The 17,560-nt window shown below is 46.1% G+C and carries 14 protein-coding genes; 2 read left to right on the forward strand and 12 right to left on the reverse strand.

Going from position 1 to position 17,560, the window contains the following annotated elements:
• Window positions 1-21: 21 nt before the first annotated feature.
• The 12 genes from R7P36_RS04040 to R7P36_RS04095 all read right to left on the reverse strand — a co-directional run bounded on the left by R7P36_RS04040 (window position 22) and on the right by R7P36_RS04095 (window position 15,702).
• Window positions 22-960, reverse strand: a complete 939-nt coding sequence (locus R7P36_RS04040) for a choline ABC transporter substrate-binding protein (protein ID WP_005382646.1) — start codon at window positions 958-960, stop codon at window positions 22-24.
• A gap of 36 nt (window positions 961-996) precedes the next feature.
• Window positions 997-2,712 carry a choline dehydrogenase gene (gene betA, locus R7P36_RS04045; protein ID WP_213899173.1) on the reverse strand — a complete coding sequence of 572 codons (1,716 nt, stop codon included), beginning with the start codon at window positions 2,710-2,712 and terminating at the stop codon, window positions 997-999.
• Window positions 2,713-2,892: 180 nt separating this feature from the next.
• Window positions 2,893-4,353: a betaine-aldehyde dehydrogenase gene (gene betB / locus R7P36_RS04050; RefSeq protein WP_213899174.1), complete on the reverse strand. Its 1,461-nt coding sequence runs from the start codon at window positions 4,351-4,353 to the stop codon at window positions 2,893-2,895.
• Window positions 4,354-4,371: 18 nt separating this feature from the next.
• Entirely contained in the window at window positions 4,372-4,971 is a 600-nt protein-coding gene (betI, locus tag R7P36_RS04055) for a transcriptional regulator BetI (RefSeq protein WP_017820329.1), read from the reverse strand.
• Between the two features lie 605 nt (window positions 4,972-5,576).
• The gene (locus R7P36_RS04060) at window positions 5,577-7,598 is read right to left on the reverse strand and encodes a tetratricopeptide repeat-containing diguanylate cyclase (protein WP_373924804.1); all 2,022 of its coding nucleotides are present in this window, start codon (window positions 7,596-7,598) and stop codon (window positions 5,577-5,579) included.
• 462 nt (window positions 7,599-8,060) lie between these two features.
• Window positions 8,061-8,819, reverse strand: a complete 759-nt coding sequence (locus tag R7P36_RS04065) for an SDR family oxidoreductase (protein WP_054729717.1) — start codon at window positions 8,817-8,819, stop codon at window positions 8,061-8,063.
• Window positions 8,820-8,828: 9 nt separating this feature from the next.
• A complete protein-coding gene (mmsB, locus tag R7P36_RS04070; protein ID WP_017633668.1) occupies window positions 8,829-9,725 on the reverse strand; it encodes a 3-hydroxyisobutyrate dehydrogenase in 897 nt (298 codons plus the stop codon).
• Window positions 9,726-9,744: 19 nt separating this feature from the next.
• Window positions 9,745-10,875 (reverse strand): enoyl-CoA hydratase/isomerase family protein, encoded by a 1,131-nt coding sequence (locus R7P36_RS04075; protein ID WP_158173450.1) that lies wholly within the window; start codon window positions 10,873-10,875, stop codon window positions 9,745-9,747.
• A 10-nt stretch (window positions 10,876-10,885) separates the two neighbouring features.
• Complete coding sequence (locus R7P36_RS04080; RefSeq protein WP_005373224.1) at window positions 10,886-11,662, reverse strand: enoyl-CoA hydratase; 777 nt, start codon at window positions 11,660-11,662, stop codon at window positions 10,886-10,888.
• A gap of 49 nt (window positions 11,663-11,711) precedes the next feature.
• Window positions 11,712-12,866 carry an acyl-CoA dehydrogenase family protein gene (locus tag R7P36_RS04085; protein WP_005373226.1) on the reverse strand — a complete coding sequence of 385 codons (1,155 nt, stop codon included), beginning with the start codon at window positions 12,864-12,866 and terminating at the stop codon, window positions 11,712-11,714.
• Between the two features lie 93 nt (window positions 12,867-12,959).
• Entirely contained in the window at window positions 12,960-14,453 is a 1,494-nt protein-coding gene (locus R7P36_RS04090) for a CoA-acylating methylmalonate-semialdehyde dehydrogenase (protein ID WP_047101355.1), read from the reverse strand.
• A 70-nt stretch (window positions 14,454-14,523) separates the two neighbouring features.
• On the reverse strand, window positions 14,524-15,702 hold the full coding sequence (locus R7P36_RS04095) for a thiolase family protein (RefSeq protein WP_213891421.1): 1,179 nt from the start codon (window positions 15,700-15,702) through the stop codon (window positions 14,524-14,526).
• Window positions 15,703-15,911: 209 nt separating this feature from the next.
• On the opposite strand from R7P36_RS04095, the gene R7P36_RS04100 reads away from it, so the two are divergent.
• Together R7P36_RS04100 and R7P36_RS04105 are read left to right on the forward strand one after the other, a co-directional pair.
• Window positions 15,912-16,298 carry a MerR family transcriptional regulator gene (locus R7P36_RS04100; protein WP_005373242.1) on the forward strand — a complete coding sequence of 129 codons (387 nt, stop codon included), beginning with the start codon at window positions 15,912-15,914 and terminating at the stop codon, window positions 16,296-16,298.
• A 45-nt stretch (window positions 16,299-16,343) separates the two neighbouring features.
• Window positions 16,344-17,513 carry an isovaleryl-CoA dehydrogenase gene (locus R7P36_RS04105; protein ID WP_005373245.1) on the forward strand — a complete coding sequence of 390 codons (1,170 nt, stop codon included), beginning with the start codon at window positions 16,344-16,346 and terminating at the stop codon, window positions 17,511-17,513.
• Window positions 17,514-17,560 lie beyond the last annotated feature (47 nt).

Genomic DNA, 17,560 nt, shown 5'->3' on the forward strand with positions numbered 1-17,560 from the left:
AACGAGCTCAAATACTGCTTATTAAGCGTTTGTTTTTAAGTAGTTTGTAATAGCTGTTAGCGCATCTTGGCCATCCACCGTTTTCACGCCCTCTAGCCACGCTTCAATTTGCTCTTGGTTTGCATTCAACCATGCTTGCGCTGCTTTTGATGGCTTCTGTTTCTGGTTAAGAATCGCTTCCATCAGTTCATTTTCCATTTCTAGGTTAAACTCTAGATTTTTCACTAGCTGACCTACATTTGGACACTCAGCGAGGTAATTTTTACGTACGTTTGTGTAGACGTTCGCGCCGCCGTAGTTAGGACCGAAGAAGTCATCACCACCCGCTAGATATTCCATTTCAACGTTACTATTCATTGGGTGCGGCGCCCAACCTAGGTACACAATCCATTGATTGCGGCGTGCGGCACGTGATACTTGAGACACCATGCCAGCTTCACTGGACTCAACTAGGCTGAAATCTTTTAGGCCGAATGCGTTACTATCAATCATTGACTGAATTAAGCGGTTGCCATCGTTTCCAGGTTCAATGCCGTAAATGCGGTCTTTAAATTTGTCGGCATGTTTTACTAGGTCAGCGAAGTTGGTTACGCCTGCGTCATAAACGTATTTTGGAACCGCTAGCGTGTACTTTGCGCCAACGAGGTTCGCGCGTACGGTTTCAACAGTACCTGCATCACGGTATTTCGCGATATCACCTTCCATCGTTGGCATCCAGTTACCTAAGAAAATGTCGATATCGCCATTAGCCATAGAGGAGTAAGTTACAGGCACAGACAGAAGATCGGTCTTCGTTTTGTACCCCAACCCTTTAAGTAACTCTGATGTAACGGCAGTGGTCGCTGTGATGTCAGTCCAACCTACATCTGCGAAACGAACCGTTTCACATTGGTTGGCGTAAGCGCCTGTTGCTAAAGTACTTAGTGCAATTGTTGAGAAGATTTTTGTCATCTTAGACATGTTGAATTCCTTGTAATGATTACTGACTTTTTCATTTTATGAGATCGAATCGAGATCTCTTTTTGGCGGATGCATTCGTTGCATCTCTTGCCAGTCCGGTGCAATCCAAACTGGTACGTTGTTCGACGTTTCTAGGGCGTTATCCAAAATCATATCCGCGGCGCGTTCTGCCACCATAATCGTTGGCGCATTTAAATTACCGTTCGGAATGGTTGGGAAAATAGAAGAGTCCACCACACGCAAACCTTGAATACCGCGTACTTGGCATTGCTCATTTAAGACGGCTAATGGGTCATTATCTGCGCCCATTTTGCAGGTACAAGATGGATGGTAAGCACTCTCGACGTTTTGCTTCACCCATTCATCAATCTGTTCATCCGTTGTGATGTTCAGACCGGGTTGGATCTCGTCCCCACGAAACTCATCCATGGCTGGCTGATTGAGGATCTCGCGAGTAAGGCGAATACAATCACGCCAATCCTGCTTATCTTGTTCAGTGGAAATGTAGTTAAACTCAATCTTCGGCTTATCATTCGGATTCGCAGAGACAACTTCGACCGACCCGCGACTTTCTGGCTTGTTAGGTCCAACGTGCACTTGGAAACCATGACCATCAAAAGCAGCTTGCCCGTCATAACGCATTGCCGCTGGCAAGAAGTGATATTGAATATTTGGCCACTTTAGCCCTTCTCGAGAGCGGATAAATGCACACGATTCAAAGTGGTTAGTCGCACCAAGGCCTTTGCGAGTTAATATCCACTCAGTGCCAATCAAGCCCTTGCTCACCAAACCTAATTTGCTGTTGAGCGTGATAGGTTGTTTACAGTGATATTGGAAGTACACTTCTAAGTGATCTTGCAGGTTTTTACCTACCCCCTCCAACGAGTGTTTCACCTCAATGCCCGCTTTTTCTAATACTGCCTTAGGGCCAATGCCTGAAAGCTGCAACAGCTGAACGGAGCCAACCGAACCCGCACTCGAAATCACTTCATTATTCGCAAAACATTGCTGAATTGAACCTGACTTTTCAAATTCAACGCCTACCGCTTTCTTGCCTTCTGCACCAGTTTCTTCTAATAAAACTCGATGAACCGTCACCCTCTTCATTAGGGTGAAGTTTTTGCGTTTTTTAGCGCGGCTTAAGTATGCATTAGAGGTCGAAGCGCGTACGCCTTTGTCGACGGTCATATGCATTAGGCCAAAGCCCTCTTGCTGATAACCGTTGTAATCTTTTGTTTCTGGGTAGCCCGCTTCTTTGCCTGCATCAATAAAAGCTTGGTACAGTGGATTGAGCTTCATATCGTTGCCGTTACATGTGCCGACTGGACCGTGATCGCCCCGATATTCATCAGCACCACCAATCCAAGACTCTGCTTTACGGAAATAAGGCAAACACGACTGATAATTCCAGCCTTTCGCGCCTTCCTCTTCCCACTGGTCAAAGTCACAAGCGTGTCCGCGAACGTAAACCATGCCGTTGATAGATGAGCTACCGCCCAGAACTTTTCCGCGAGGGCAATGAAGTTGGCGACCATCCAACCCTTGCTCTTCAACCGTCTCAAACTGCCACGCGTATTTTTCAGTGTTCATCGGGTAAGAAAGCGCTGTTGGCATTTGGATAAAAATACTTTTATCCGACCCACCCGCTTCGAGTAATAGGACCGAATTTTGACCACTTTCACTTAAGCGATCCGCTAACACACAGCCGGCCGAACCCGCACCGACGATGATGTAATCGTAGTGTTGTTGCATTTTTATTCTCCTAGGAGTTAATACTAATCACCCTAGATAAGTGAACGAAATTAGCGTAGGAAAAATGCTTGAGAACAAGGCGGAAATTTTGATAAGTAGTTAACCTACAATCAAAATTGACAACGTAGTTATCGAGCATTTTAACAAGCTAAAGTGGTCAGTTATCTACTATGAGTAGTATCATTTGTAAGGGCTTTCGAAGTCGCTTAGCTGAACCAGAACACTCTTCGTTTGTGTGTAATGTTTAAGGGTTTCGACTCCGTTTTCACGGCCAACACCTGATTGCTTGTAGCCGCCAACTGGCATTTCCGCAGGTGAGTCACCCCATGTGTTCACCCAACAAATACCCGCTTGAATTTGATGGATCACAAGGTGCGCACGAGATAGGTTTTGAGTAAATACACCTGCCGCTAAGCCATAATCGGTGCCATTTGCACGCGCAATCACTTCCGACTCATCGCGGAATTTCAGAACTGACATTACCGGGCCAAAGATTTCTTGTTGAACGTGGCTCATGTCATCATCGCAATCGACAAATACGGTTGGAGTAACAAAGTTACCATTGGCTAGGCCATTGTCTGTTACTTTGTAGCCGCCAGTCAGTAACGTCGCGCCACTCGCTTTCGCGGCTTCAATCGCTCCTAGAACTTTCGATTCATGATCTTTAGAGATTAGCGCGCCAATTTGCGTGTTCTCATCAAGCGGATCGCCGACGACTAACAGCTCGGTTCGGGCTTTAAGCTGTGCGATAAAGTCGTCATAAATACCTTCATGGACAAATACACGTGTACCGTGCGTACAAACCTCACCTTGGGTGTAGAAGTTCGCCACCATGGCCGCAGAAACGGCATCGTTTAACTTCGCATCATCAAAAATAATCAGTGGAGACTTACCACCAAGCTCCATCGTTACTTGTTTTAGTGTCTTAGCGCTGTCACTCATGACGACTTTACCGGTGCCTGACTCACCCGTGAATGACACTTTTGCGATATCAGGATGCGCCGTTAGCATCTGTCCTACTCGGTAATCCCCTTGCACGACATTAAATACGCCATCTGGCATGCCCGCTTCTGAATAAATTTCGGCGAGCTTAAGCGCCGTTAATGGTGTTTCTTCTGATGGCTTGAAGATCATTGCGTTGCCCGCAGCCAGTGCTGGCGCCGATTTCCACATCGCAATTTGAATTGGATAATTCCAAGCGCCAATACCCGCGCAAATGCCCAATGGCTCACGACGTGTATAGAAAAACTGATCGTCGCTGAGCGGCTGCTGTTCACCTTGTAGACTTGGAGCAAGGCCAGCGTAGTACTCAAGAACATCGGCACCTGTTGTGACATCAACCGCGATAGCTTCTTGAATTGGCTTACCAGTATCTGCCACTTCCAATGCAGCCAACTCGTCATTACGCTCACGTAAAATGGCAACGGCTTTGTGTAAAATACGGCTGCGCTCAATCGCAGTCATCGCCGACCATGCAGCAAAACCTTTCTTTGCCGATTCAATCGCTGCTTGAAGATCGTCTTGGTTCGCTTGTTTAATGTTGGCCAATGGCTCACCATTCGCCGGATTGTAAGTGGTGAAGTGTTCATCTGAACACCCGTCGTACATCGCACCATTGATATAGTGTGCTTTCATTTCCATTTTGAAGACCTGTAACTTTTATATTTTTTCAGAATAAAACGTAAGTTGTTTTTCGAGATAATCGTTGATGATGATTCTCGCTCTTTCTGCATCAATGCCTTGCGGGTTGAGCGTTCCGCGCAGCCAAATTCCATCAATAAGTGATGCAATACCATGAGCAACCAATTCAGCCTGCTCTGCATTTAATAATGCTTTGAGTTCTTTTCTTAGGTGGGACAATAGACGTCGTTCGTTGACACGCTGTAAACGCTTGAGCTGCTCGTCATGCATTGAGTACGACCAAAACGCCAGCCAAGTCTTAGCAACTTGGTTTTCTGCCTGATAGCCGACAAAGTTACCGTCAATGATTGCATTAATTCTTTGGTGATGAGCATCACTTGGCAGCTCACGTAACTTCTGTGTGATAGTGGACGAAAGCTGACGCAAGATTTCTCGCATCGTTTCCTCCAGCAATCCGTGCTTACCACCGAAATAGTGGTTGATAATCCCCGTTGATACACCGGCTTCTTTGCTGATTAACGAAATACTCGCCGCGTGTAAACCGACTCTATCAATCACTGACATTGTCGCTTTCACAAGCTGCGGTTTTCTGATTTCAGGCATCCCCACCTTTGGCATTTTGCGTCCCTGTTATTTTTAATTGAACGGTTAGTTAAATATAAAATGCCTGAAAATTAATTCGAACTCAAATTATTTTTAAAGAAAAATGTTAGTAAAAAAGGATGAAAAGTTGAGGGTGTACGAAAAATCGCTCGGTAAGAACTTGTCGGGATAACTAGATTTTAGTTTAAGAACAAACAAACAAGAAAAACAAAATCAAATACTTAACTCTTACTCTATTTTTAAAACGATTATGAACGAGTTGATTTTTGAACAACAAAAATCTGTGCCACAAAAAATTTATATCGACCACTAATCATTTCACCTGTACACGGTTTATTTGTACAAAGAATAGACACACTAGTTTGTTATAGTTTTGTAGACACAAGTGGCATTCGCACTTTGAAGGTGAAGAAGGCAAAGAGAGAGGTTATATTGAACGCCATGAATATGCGATTCGATATCCTTAAGCCATTTTTAAGTAATATCGCCAAGTGACTTTAAGATGTTAGATTCAGCGTTTTATATTCGAAGCAAGGATCTCAAAGTCACTTGGCTATCAAAGTAAATGGGAGGGATAAGTTCAGATTCATCGTGCGATGAGCCTGAACTCTTGATTTCTGTTACGCTAGCGAGCGACCTTTCACGCAGTTGCGTCCGTTCGCTTTCGCTTGATAAAGCAATTTATCGGCCTGATCGCAAAGTGATTTAAAACTCATCTCATTATCTTCAGTGGTAACGACTCCAAAACTACAGGTCACTCTCACTTCTTCTTTCTGTTCCGTAACAAAGCCATGTAGGGATAAAGCGCTACGTAAACGTTCTGCAGTAATAAGGGCGTTTTTATGGTCTGTATTGGGCATAACAACAACAAACTCTTCACCACCAAAGCGAGCAACAATGTCGTTCTCACGCACAGTTTCCTCCAACACTTTGGCAACGCCCGTTAGTACGGTATCTCCAAACACATGCCCATAGGTATCATTTACCTGCTTGAAATAATCCACATCGATTAACGCTAAAGTTACTGGCCCCGATTGTGGTTTATTTGGCACCATTTTCTGTTTATCGAGTTTGCTATCTACCCATTTATTTAAAGCTAGATAACCGTACTTAACTTGCTCGACTTGCTCAAAAACAAAGTGTTGTATTTTTTCTTGCTTAGATTGATGTACCGGTTTCTCTTTTCGCTCACGCCTCACTTCTACTGGCTTAGTGAACCAGTCCTCTAAAAAACGGCGATTGAACAACCCTGTCAATGTGTCTGTCTTTGCGAGGCGACGCATTCTCAAACGCGAGCGATTGACGACGAGAAATACTACCGCCATCAAAAATAGAACACCGATGAGCGCAAGTAGCGCTTCACCCAATAAGTAAAAAGTACGACGGTTATTTTCTAGCTCCATACGCTGCAAAACATTGTTCCAGTTGAGATCTTCGTTCTCATATTCAAGTCGTTCCAACTCAAATAACGTCTGCTGGCGCTCAAGATTTTCAACTTCTCTTTGATTGCTAAATTGGATAAATTTATCGTGATAGTTACCGTAAGTTTCGAATGCTAGTTTAAAGTCATTGCTTCCCGCATAGGCCATAGCGGCGACTTTTAGTAGCTCCATTTGCTGTTGCTTGACGTATCGACTCTCTATAATCTCCGGCAGCATTGGCGCGATCATCGCTAAAAGTATTTCAAATTGCTGCTGCTCTAACATATATTCGGCTTGTAACAACTTAAATGTTGCCAAATACGCGCTAGACGTTTCTCTGTACTGTAAATTCTCTGCCAGCTTCAAGTGGTTAACCATCTTCTTTTCTTGATTCGTCTCGCGATATAAAGCTGCAAGTTCAAGGTTAACTCGAAATCTAAAGCGTCCATCACCGATAATTTGAGCCAGCTTTAACGCTCGCTGATATGACGCTATCGCCTCTTCGTATTGGAACTGTGCTTTATGAAGTTTCGCTATCGTCAAAACGCTCAACAACTCATTGAACGACATACGCCTATCCCTAAAATAGCGATATGCTTGTTCCAAAAGCGCCTCAGATCGGTCGTAACCCTGAATTTTGACAAGTACGTCACCTAGCTCTAGTGCTGCACGTTCTACCAGCCCGTGAACACCTGAAGATTCAGCCGCATCCATGGACGACATAAGTGCAGCATAGGATTTTTTAAACTCACCTTGCTCATCGTAATAGCGTCCTTTTAGCAACAGGATTTCTGATTCAAGTTGCTTATCACCATTCTCACGCGATGTTTCCAACAAGCTATCCAACGCAGAAAGCGCGGTATCGATATCGCTCTTTCCAACCATAGTTCGCATCTGAATCAACTTAAACAGGAGATACTCATGGCTCTGTGGACGCACAAGCTCCAATCCTTTTTGAACGACACTCTGACTCTCTTCTACGCGCCCTAGCAGCTCTAAAACCGTGGCCTTGGCAAGCCAGTAACGCACCAACAGCGCTGTTGGTTGGTTTTGTAGTAAAGACTCTTCTTCTAACGCTTCAATCAAAGCTAAAGAACTCTGAGGTAATGCGTAAATTTGATTTTCGATGCCTTCTAACGACTGTAAAAACTTACCTTCCTGTTCCACCTTTTCTGTGGAGGCCTGAACAGAAAAACACAGACACCCCAATAATAGCGGCATCGTCCTAAGCGAATGAAATAGTGACATTATTGCTCTTCCCTAATGGGTAGTTACTTCAGTGTAATTGAGAATTCTGATTATTTATTATTAAGACAACTGAAGGTTATTCAGTCAGCCTCATATTCCCATGTATTTTGCGCTGAATAATAAATCACCATCTTTAGATGCCGAAATAGTTTTCGGTTACAATATGACCAATAAGAATGTTTTTTACACACCAAGAATGACGATCTCGTTAGTGAGACAAAAGATCGTCTTAGTTGTGAGTTGATACATTTACATGACAAGCAATATAGAACTAACCATTCACATTAGAAATAGAATCAATTTTTATACCGTTCGATGAGATAGCAGTCGACGATGCATCCAATACATTTTTCAGATAGAAGCAATAAAAGAAAGGAGAAAATGGAAGGAAGCGAACAATCAAACTCGCTCCCCTTTTTTATGTTGCAGAAGGGGTTACATTCGCATTCCGCCATCGACTTCGAACACTCTTCCGGTCACGAATTCGTTGGTTAACACGTATTTTATGGTCGATGAAATTTCATCCGCCAAACCTAAACGTCCAACCGGAATCATTCCGATTAAACGTTCCATCGCTTCAGGTTTTATTTGGTCTGTCATGGCAGTTTTGATGACACCCGGAGCAATCGCCACTGAGCGAATTCCGAAACGCCCTAACTCTTTCGCCCACACCGTTGCCATGGTGGCTACCGCCGCTTTAGATGCTGAATAGTTGGTTTGACCAATATTCCCGGCACGCGCAACGCTGGATATGTTGATCAGAACCCCTTTGCTATCGGTGTTCAGCATTACCTTGCTCGCTTCACGGCCACACAGAAAAGTGCCTGTTACATTCACATCTAGAACAGACTGAAATTGTTCCAGCGACATCGTGTTAACCTGACCATCTTTGACTTTAATGAACATACCATCACGCATAATACCTGCGTTATTGATAACGCCATTGAGCTGCTTGAAATCTGCCTCAATTTGCTCAAAAGCAGTGCACACCTGCTGTTCGTCAGTCACGTTCGTCACATAAAAACGAGCGGTAACGCCGAGAGATTCACATTCCGCTTTCGTTTCAGCCAGTTGATCTGAATTGAGGTCGATAAGCGCAAGATGAACGCCATTTTCCGCCAGTGACAGTGCCATTTGTTTACCCAGCCCCTGCCCTGCCCCCGTGATCGCAATAACCTTATTTGCTAGATCCATACGCGCTCCTTAGGCCTGATTTTGCTTTTGGTAGAACTCAAACAAGCTTGAAAAATCTTTTTGCCCGTTGCCCTGACCGTTGTGAAAATTAAACAGATTACGAGCCAAGCTGCCCATTGGCGTTGATGTTTGACTGGCAACCGCCGCTTCCATCGCAAGACCCAGATCTTTAGCCATTAACTGGCTCATAAAGCCGCCTTGATAACCATTGCTTGCAGGCGTATTTTCCATCACACTTGGACAAGGGTTATAAAGCTCTAGCGCCCAGTTACGTCCTGAACTTTGCAACATGATGTCGGAAAGCACTTTGGGATCGAGTCCGTTTTCCATCCCTAAATTGAGTGCTTCACAGGTGCCGCTCATCAAAATGCCCAACATCATGTTATTGCAGATCTTCGCCACCTGACCAGCTCCAGCATCGCCTGCATGGAAGATGTTTTTACCCATGTGGCTAAGCACCGCTCTGGCTTGAACAAAGTTCTCTTGTGAGCCGCCAACAATGAAAGTTAACGTACCTGCTGCTGCGCCCGCAACGCCACCAGATACTGGTGCATCAACAAAACTGATACCAAGTTGCGATGCTTTTTCGCCAACCAAACGAGCAGTCGCCGGATCGATGGTGGAAGAATCAATCAGCAAGGTACCTGATTCGACGCTATCTAAGATGCCATCTTGACCAAGATAAACGCTTTGAACGTGTTGGCTCGCTGGCAGCATAGTGACAACCACGTCAACACCTTGTACTGCCTGCTGAACGGAATCGGCACTTGAAGCGCCCAATGCGGTCAACTCCTCAACTGCGTTTGGGTTCAAATCAAATACTTCGACGTTCAAGCCCGCTTTGAGTAGATTCTTAGCCATAGGCGCACCCATGTTACCAAGGCCAATAAATGCAATTTTGTCCATATCGTATTTCTTCCTTGTACTAAAGTGCCGCTATAGCTACCGACGATGCGGTCAGTGGGTATTCTGCTGAGTCAATTGGCGAGAAGAAGCGCTCCAAAACTTGTGGCGTTACGTCAGAAACCGTGCGATGTTGCCAAGTCGGTTGATTGGTTTTATCAATAATCAGCGCACGAACCCCTTCTCTAAAATCACCTTCTAAGCCACAACGTAGTGTTAGGTTAAATTCCATATCAAAACACGCTTTCAAAGAGAGGTTTTGATACTGCGTTAACTGCTGATAAGTGATACTGAGCGACAACGGACTGCCATAGTTCAGTGACTTCTGCGCATTGACGAACCACTTGCTATCAACGTTAGCACGGCTGATTGCATCAACAATTGACGCTAAGTCACCCGAACATAACTGCTCAATCAATTCCGCATAGGGCATCAACATCCCTTCGGTTGGCTCGTCCACGTGTACCGAACGCAGCGTAGTGGCGATTTTTTCGTTGATGTTCGCTTCACCTTTCCAACTTACCGATGCAAGCAGATCCAGCAGCACTTGCTTGTTTTCTGGCTGTGCAATCCATTGGCTTAACCCCAACGCTTTCATATCTGTTGCGTTAATTTGGCAAGCAGTCAAACTTAAGAACAGTGCCAAATGTTTTGGCAACTGGTTCAGGAAGTACGTCGCGCCTACATCTGGGTAAAGGCCAATTTTAATCTCTGGCATTGCAAAGCGTGTGGTGGTTTCTGCTACGCGATGGCTGGCACCCATAAACAGGCCAACTCCCCCGCCCATCAAATAACCATGTCCCCACGCGATGATCGGTTTTGGATAAGTATGAATAAGATGGTCACAGCGATATTCGAGGTCAAAGAAGGTTTCCATCGCTGAAAACGCAGAATCAAAGTCTTGCTCTTTGTTTTCAAGTGCACGGTAGATCGCTTGAATATCACCACCAGCACAAAACGCTTTTTCACCTTGAGCATGCAAGAATACCGCGATGACGCTGTCGTCCGTTTGCCATTCATTAAGCTGTTTGTACAACTTCTCAATCATCACGTAACTCAACGCGTTGAGAGCTGCTGGGTTATCAAGCTCTAGCACACCAATAACAGAGCCATCTGCGCACTCAAGTTTTGAAACATTTACTGTACCTGTCATTTGGCCTCCGCTAGCTGTTTGTCCATTGTGGCTTGCGCTTTTGCAAAAACGCATTCACACCCTCAGTCTGATCGTGTGTATTGAACAGCTGTAAAAACAGTTCACGCTCCAAAACCAATCCAGCTGCATGAGTTTGGCTGCGTCGACCTTGAATGAGCGTTTTGCACGCAGACACAGATTTCGGTGATTGACCTGCAACACGCTGTGCTAGCTCCATAGCCGCTTCGAGTGCTTGACCTTTCGCCACCACCTCTTCGACTAACCCAATTTTTTCCGCTCGCTCGGCCGTCACACGCTCGCCACATAGAATCATACGCTTCGCCCAACCTTCACCTACCAACGCGGTCAGGTTTTGCGTCCCACCCGCACACGGCAACAAACCTACCGATGCTTCAGGAAGTGCCATTTGTACTTGTTCTTCTGCGATACGAATGTCACACGCCATCGCCACTTCCAGACCGCCGCCCATCGCATAGCCATTAATCGCTGCGATAGAAACCCCATCGAATGCAGAAAGCGCTTCAAACGCTTCACCAAATGCGAACGCCATGTTTGCTGCTTGTGATTTATCACCCGATGCAAAGTTATTAAGATCTGCTCCAGCAGAAAAGAATTTCTCGCCTTCGCCTGTTAAAACCAACGCATAAATAGAGCGATCATTACTAAGTTCAATTGCCAACTCTTTTAGCTGATTCAAAGACTCAAGCGTCCAAGTGTTCGCTGGCGGATTACTAATCGTGAGCTTGGCAATATGCGCTTCGCGCTCTAATTTGATTTGTGCCGTCATAATCTTTCAGTCCTTTTTAATTTCTTTAGGTAAGGCTGTGTCTCGCTGACTAAAGCAGCTCAACGCCTTCCGTTAGTAATCGTCTTGCGACGATCAGACGCATGATTTCGTTGGTACCTTCAAGGATTTGGTGAACACGAACGTCTCGGAAATGGCGCTCGACTGGATATTCTTTGATGTAGCCATAGCCACCGTGAATTTGCAGCGCCTGATCGCAGACTTTAAAGCCCACATCAGTAGCAAAGCGTTTTGCCATGGCACAGTACGCACTTTTTTCTGCGTGCTGGGCATCGAGTTTAGCGGCAGCGAGTCGCACCATTTGACGCGCAGCGACCAGCTCAGTCGCCATATCAGCAAGCTTGAACTGCAACGCTTGAAATTGCGCCAGTGAACGGCCGAACTGTTTGCGTTCGTTCATGTATTGCTTGGCTTCGTTCAGTGCTTGTTGCGCAGTACCGACGGAACAAGTAGCGATATTGATTCGACCACCATCAAGGCCAAGCATGGCGAACTTAAAGCCTTCTCCCTCTTCACCCAACAGATAGTCAGCCGGAATACGAACATTTTCGAAGGTAATCATGCGAGTTGGCTGGCAGTTCCAACCCATTTTGGCTTCTTTTTTACCGTAGCTAATGCCTTCGCAATCAGCAGGAACAACGAATGCAGAAACGCCACCCGCTCCTTCGCCGCACGAACGCGCCATCACGACAAGAACGTCCGTATCACCCGCACCAGAGATAAATACTTTTGCGCCATTCAGGACAAACTCATCGCCGTCACGCACTGCACTGGTCGTCAGTGAAGCGGCGTCAGAGCCTGCATTAGGTTCGGTTAAACAGTAGGAAGCGAGCTTTTCACCCGAAATTAGATCCGCGCTAAACTGCTGCGCCACTTCGGCTTTGGCAAAGCTGGTGATCATCCACGTCGCCATGTTGTGAATGGTCATAAACGCAGTAGTCGCGGTACAACCCATAGCCAACTGCTCGAAAATGATCGCCGCATCCAAACGAGACAATCCCAAACCACCATGCTCTGGCGGCGTATAGATGCTCAGAAAGCCAAGTTCACCTGCTTGACGCAGTACATCTTTAGGGAAATGATGGTTTTCATCCCACTCGGCCGCGTGCGGCGCTAACATTTGGTCTGCAAACTGCTTTGCTACTTCGGCAAACGCGAGTTGATCTTCGTTTAATTCAAAATCCATCTTGAAGTCCTAAGGTCTAATTCGTTGCATTTGTATCCGAGCCAAGCCCACTTAAACGGTGGCGCTTGGCTAGAGGTGTCGCTAATCCAGTAATTAGCTAAGTTGAATGGTCATGTTTGGACCGCTTGGAATGTCATCTTCAAACCAACGCGCGGTGACAGTTTTCGTCTCGGTGTAGAAGCGAACCGCTTGTTTACCGTAAGCATGCAGGTCGCCGTAGAAGCTGCCTTTCCACCCAGTAAATGAGAAAAATGGCAATGGCACCGGAATCGGCACGTTGATGCCTACGTTACCTACTTCGATATTGTGTTGATACTTTCTCGCGGCAGCTCCGTTCGCCGTAAAAATAGACGTACCATTACCAAAGCGGTTTGCATTGATCAGTTTAATCGCTTCATCTAGGTCATCCACTTCCATAGTTAACAGCACAGGCCCGAAAATTTCTTCCTGATAAATCGACATGTCTGTGGTCACGTTGGTAAACAGTGTTGGCCCCACCCAGTTACCGTTCGGGAAGCCAGGCACTTGGCAGTCTGTTCCATCCAGAACACAATTCGCGCCTGACGCTTTGCCTTCATTAATCAGATTCACCACTCGCTGCTTCGCTTGAGGGCTAATCAGCGGACCATAACCGGCGGTTTCATCATCCCACGCGCCAGGCTGAACCTGAGCTAACGCCTCTTTAAGCTCTGGAATCCATTCTTTGGTTTCGCCGACAAATACGGCAACCGAAATCGCCATACAGCGTTGGCCTGCAGCACCAACTGACGCGCCAACTAGGTTATTGATGACTTGCTGTTTGTTTGCATCCGGCATGATGACCATATGGTTCTTAGCACCTGCAAATGACTGCACGCGTTTCAGGTTGTCTGTACCTGTTTTGTAGATGTACTCACCAACGGGCACAGAGCCAACAAAAGAGATCGCACGAACAACTGGATCAGTCAGAATGCGGTCGACTTGCTCTTTGGTCCCGTGAACAACTTGCAATACGCCTTTTGGTGCGCCAGCTTGTTCAAACAGCTCCGCCAGTTTCATTGCCGTTAGTGGCACTTGCTCTGACGGCTTCAAAATAAAGGTGTTGCCACAAGCGATCGCCATCGGGAACATCCACAATGGGATCATCGCAGGGAAGTTAAACGGTGTGATGCCAGCACAAACACCGAGCGGTTGAATGTAAGAGTAACCATCAATATTGGTTGCGACATTCTCAACCGTTTCGCCCATCATTGAGCTACAAATGTTCGCCGCTTGTTCTACGACTTCAATCCCACGCCAAATGTCACCCTTTGCATCCGCGAGGGTTTTGCCTGTCTCACTTGAAAGCAGTATCGCCAACTCATCGTGTTGCTCTTTTAGCAGATGTTGGTAACGCAACATCAATCTAGCACGCTCCGGCGCTGCAACTTCTTTCCAGCGTTTGAACGTTTCTGTTGCGCTGGCAATCGCCGCATTCATTTCCGATTCCGTGGCACAAGGTACTTGTGCAATCACTTCGTTGGTTGCCGGGTTGGTTACATCTAGCCATTGTTTTGAATCGGAGATGGCAAATTCACCACCGATATACTGCTTTACTTGTTCTGTCATGATGACATCCTTGTATTTTTCAGCTTGTTACTGACTACTGTTATGTAAGTGAAACTTTGTTGAGAGTGATTTAGCAGATTTCAATCGCGATAGCGGTAGCTTCGCCGCCGCCAATACAAAGCGATGCAACGCCACGCTTACCACCAGTTTGTTTTAGCGCATGAATCAAAGTGACAAGGATTCGATTGCCACTTGCGCCTATTGGATGCCCCAGCGCACAAGCCCCTCCGCGCGGGTTCACTTTGCTCTCGTCTAGTTCGAGTGCTTTCACCGCGTATTGAGTCACGACAGCAAAAGCTTCATTGATTTCCCAAAGGTCCACGTCCGATTTTTCCCAGCCCGTTTTTTCCAGCAGCGATTCAATCGCGAAGACTGGTGCGATGGTGAACTCATCAGGCTGTCTTGCATGCGTGCTGTACGCGACAATTTTGGCTAGAGGCTGAAGGTTTTCCTGACGACCAAACTCACTATCGACTAAGATCATTGCCGACGCACCATCCGAAATGGAACTAGAGTTTGCTGCGGTTACGCCGCCATCTTTGGCAAACGCAGGGCGTAAGGTAGGAATTTTAGTGACGTCGAGTTTGCTCGGTTGCTCATCATCTACAACCAAGGTTTCGCCGCGTCGATTTTTTACGTTAACAGGCACGATCTCTTCTTTGAACAAACCTTGTTCGATTGCTTGCTGCGCACGAGTCAACGACTGTTGCGCCCAGGCATCCATACTTTCACGGCTGAACTGATACTTTTGCGCCGTCTGTTCTGCAAAGACACCCATCAGCTCGCCTTGGTAGGCATCCTGCAAACCGTCATAAAACATGTGATCAAGCACTTGCTCGTGACCTAAACGGAAACCATCACGCGCTTTCTTTAATAGATAAGGAGAAGACGACATGTTTTCCATGCCACCAGCGATGACAGCATGCGCATTGCCAGATTGAATAAGGTCATATGCCAGCATCACGGTTTTCATACCCGATCCACAAACTTTGTTCAGTGTCGTACAACCAATCGATTGTGGCATTTCAGCTTTAAGACTTGCTTGTCTTGCAGGCGCTTGCCCCACACCGGCGGGTAAAACGCACCCCATCAACACTTCGTCTATTTTGTGCACATCGAGTTGGCTTTCGGCTAGCGCCCCTTGAATGGCTCTCGCACCGAGTTCCGTGACATCTGTTGAAGCTAATGCACCTTGAAAAGAGCCGATAGGCGTTCGCTTAGCGGCAACAATCCATGTTTCATTTTTCATTCCATTAACCTTTTATTGACGTTTACGTCATAACTATACTAACATTTACGTTAACGTCAAGTTTGAGGTTATTGTTTGTTCGAGTGATTCTTTGATTTCGAGTAAATGCGAGTGATATCAAGGCTCAAGAGTGGATGTTGTTTGTTTACTTTAACGTTAACGAATTGTATATTCATGTAAATGTTATACGAAAGTCGTAAGGTTAAGGAATGAACACATTTAAGATCAGCGAGCTCGCGAAAGAGTTCGACATTACTACTCGAAGCATTCGCTTCTACGAAGATTTAGGTCTCCTAACTCCAGAACGTAAAGGCAACACTCGAATCTACAATGGTCGTGATCGAATTCGACTAAAACTGATTTTGCGAGGTAAGCGATTGGGCTTTTCTCTTGCAGATATCAAAGAGTTATTTGAACTCTACGATACCGATCAAAGTACTGAGCAGTTGAACTATATGATTCGGTTGATCGAAGAGAAGAAGGCAGCATTGCAACAGCAAGCAAACGACATTCAAGCGGTAATGATGGAGTTAAATGCTGCGCAGTTGCGATGCCAAAACACACTGAGATCCATGAAAGGCGAAAAAGTCACCTAACACCTCAACTCTGGGATGTAGGTGACGTAAAGGCAAGGACACGCAATGAAATCTACCTACTCTTCCCTGAACTTTGTTTATGACGAAAATACCGATTTGCTTCGCGAGCAAATCAATAGTTTTGCTGCAAGAGAAATTGCGCCGCTAGCGCAATCTATCGACCAAACTAACGACTTTCCAAACCATCTTTGGTCCAAATTAGGTGACATGGGTCTTTTAGGTGTGACCACCAGCGAAGAGTTTGGTGGTGCAGGCATGGGCTATCTCGCCCACGTTATCGCTATGGAAGAAATCAGCCGAGCATCCGCTTCGGTTGCGTTAAGTTACGGCGCTCACTCCAACCTTTGTGTCAACCAAATCCACCGCAACGGCACACAAGCACAAAAAGAGAAATACCTACCTAAGCTCATCTCCGGTGAACATATCGGCGCCCTTGCTATGAGTGAACCCGGCGCCGGCTCTGATGTGGTCTCTATGCAGCTTAAAGCCGAACGTAAAGGCGATATTTTCCTATTAAATGGCAACAAAATGTGGATCACCAACGGCCCTGATGCACACACCTATGTTGTCTACGCAAAAACAGACCCAAGCCAGCACTCCAAAGGCATCACGGCGTTTATTGTGGAACGCGGATTCCCTGGATTTACTCAAGCACAAAAACTCGACAAGTTGGGCATGCGCGGTTCGAATACGTGTGAGCTGGTCTTCCAAAACTGCGAAGTCCCTGCGGAGAATATTCTCGGCGAAGAAAACCAAGGCGTGAAAGTATTGATGAGCGGCCTCGACTACGAACGTGTGGTGCTTGCAGGCGGCCCACTTGGCATCATGCAGGCGTGTATGGATATCGTTGTGCCTTACATTCACGACCGTAAACAGTTCGGTAAATCCATCGGTGAATTCCAGCTAGTTCAAGCAAAAATCGCCGATATGTACACACAAATGAATGCCGCTAAAGCGTATGTTTACGCCGTCGCTGCCGCTTGTGATCGCGGTGAAACCACACGTAAAGATTCTGCTGGCGCGATCCTCTACAGCGCAGAGCTGGCAACCAAGATGGCACTGGATGCGATTCAACTACTTGGCGGTAACGGCTACATCAACGAGTTTGATACGGGCCGTTTGTTGCGAGATGCCAAGCTGTATGAAATCGGTGCGGGCACTTCAGAAATTCGCCGCATGCTTATTGGTCGCGAATTGTTTAACGAAAGCGCCTAATCAACATACCTAGGCGTTCTGAATCTAAATAAATTCCTTATTCAACA

The sequence above is a fragment of the Vibrio sp. 397 genome (genome assembly GCF_033339395.1).
In the GTDB taxonomy this organism is placed as follows: Bacteria; Pseudomonadota; Gammaproteobacteria; order Enterobacterales; family Vibrionaceae; genus Vibrio; species Vibrio alginolyticus.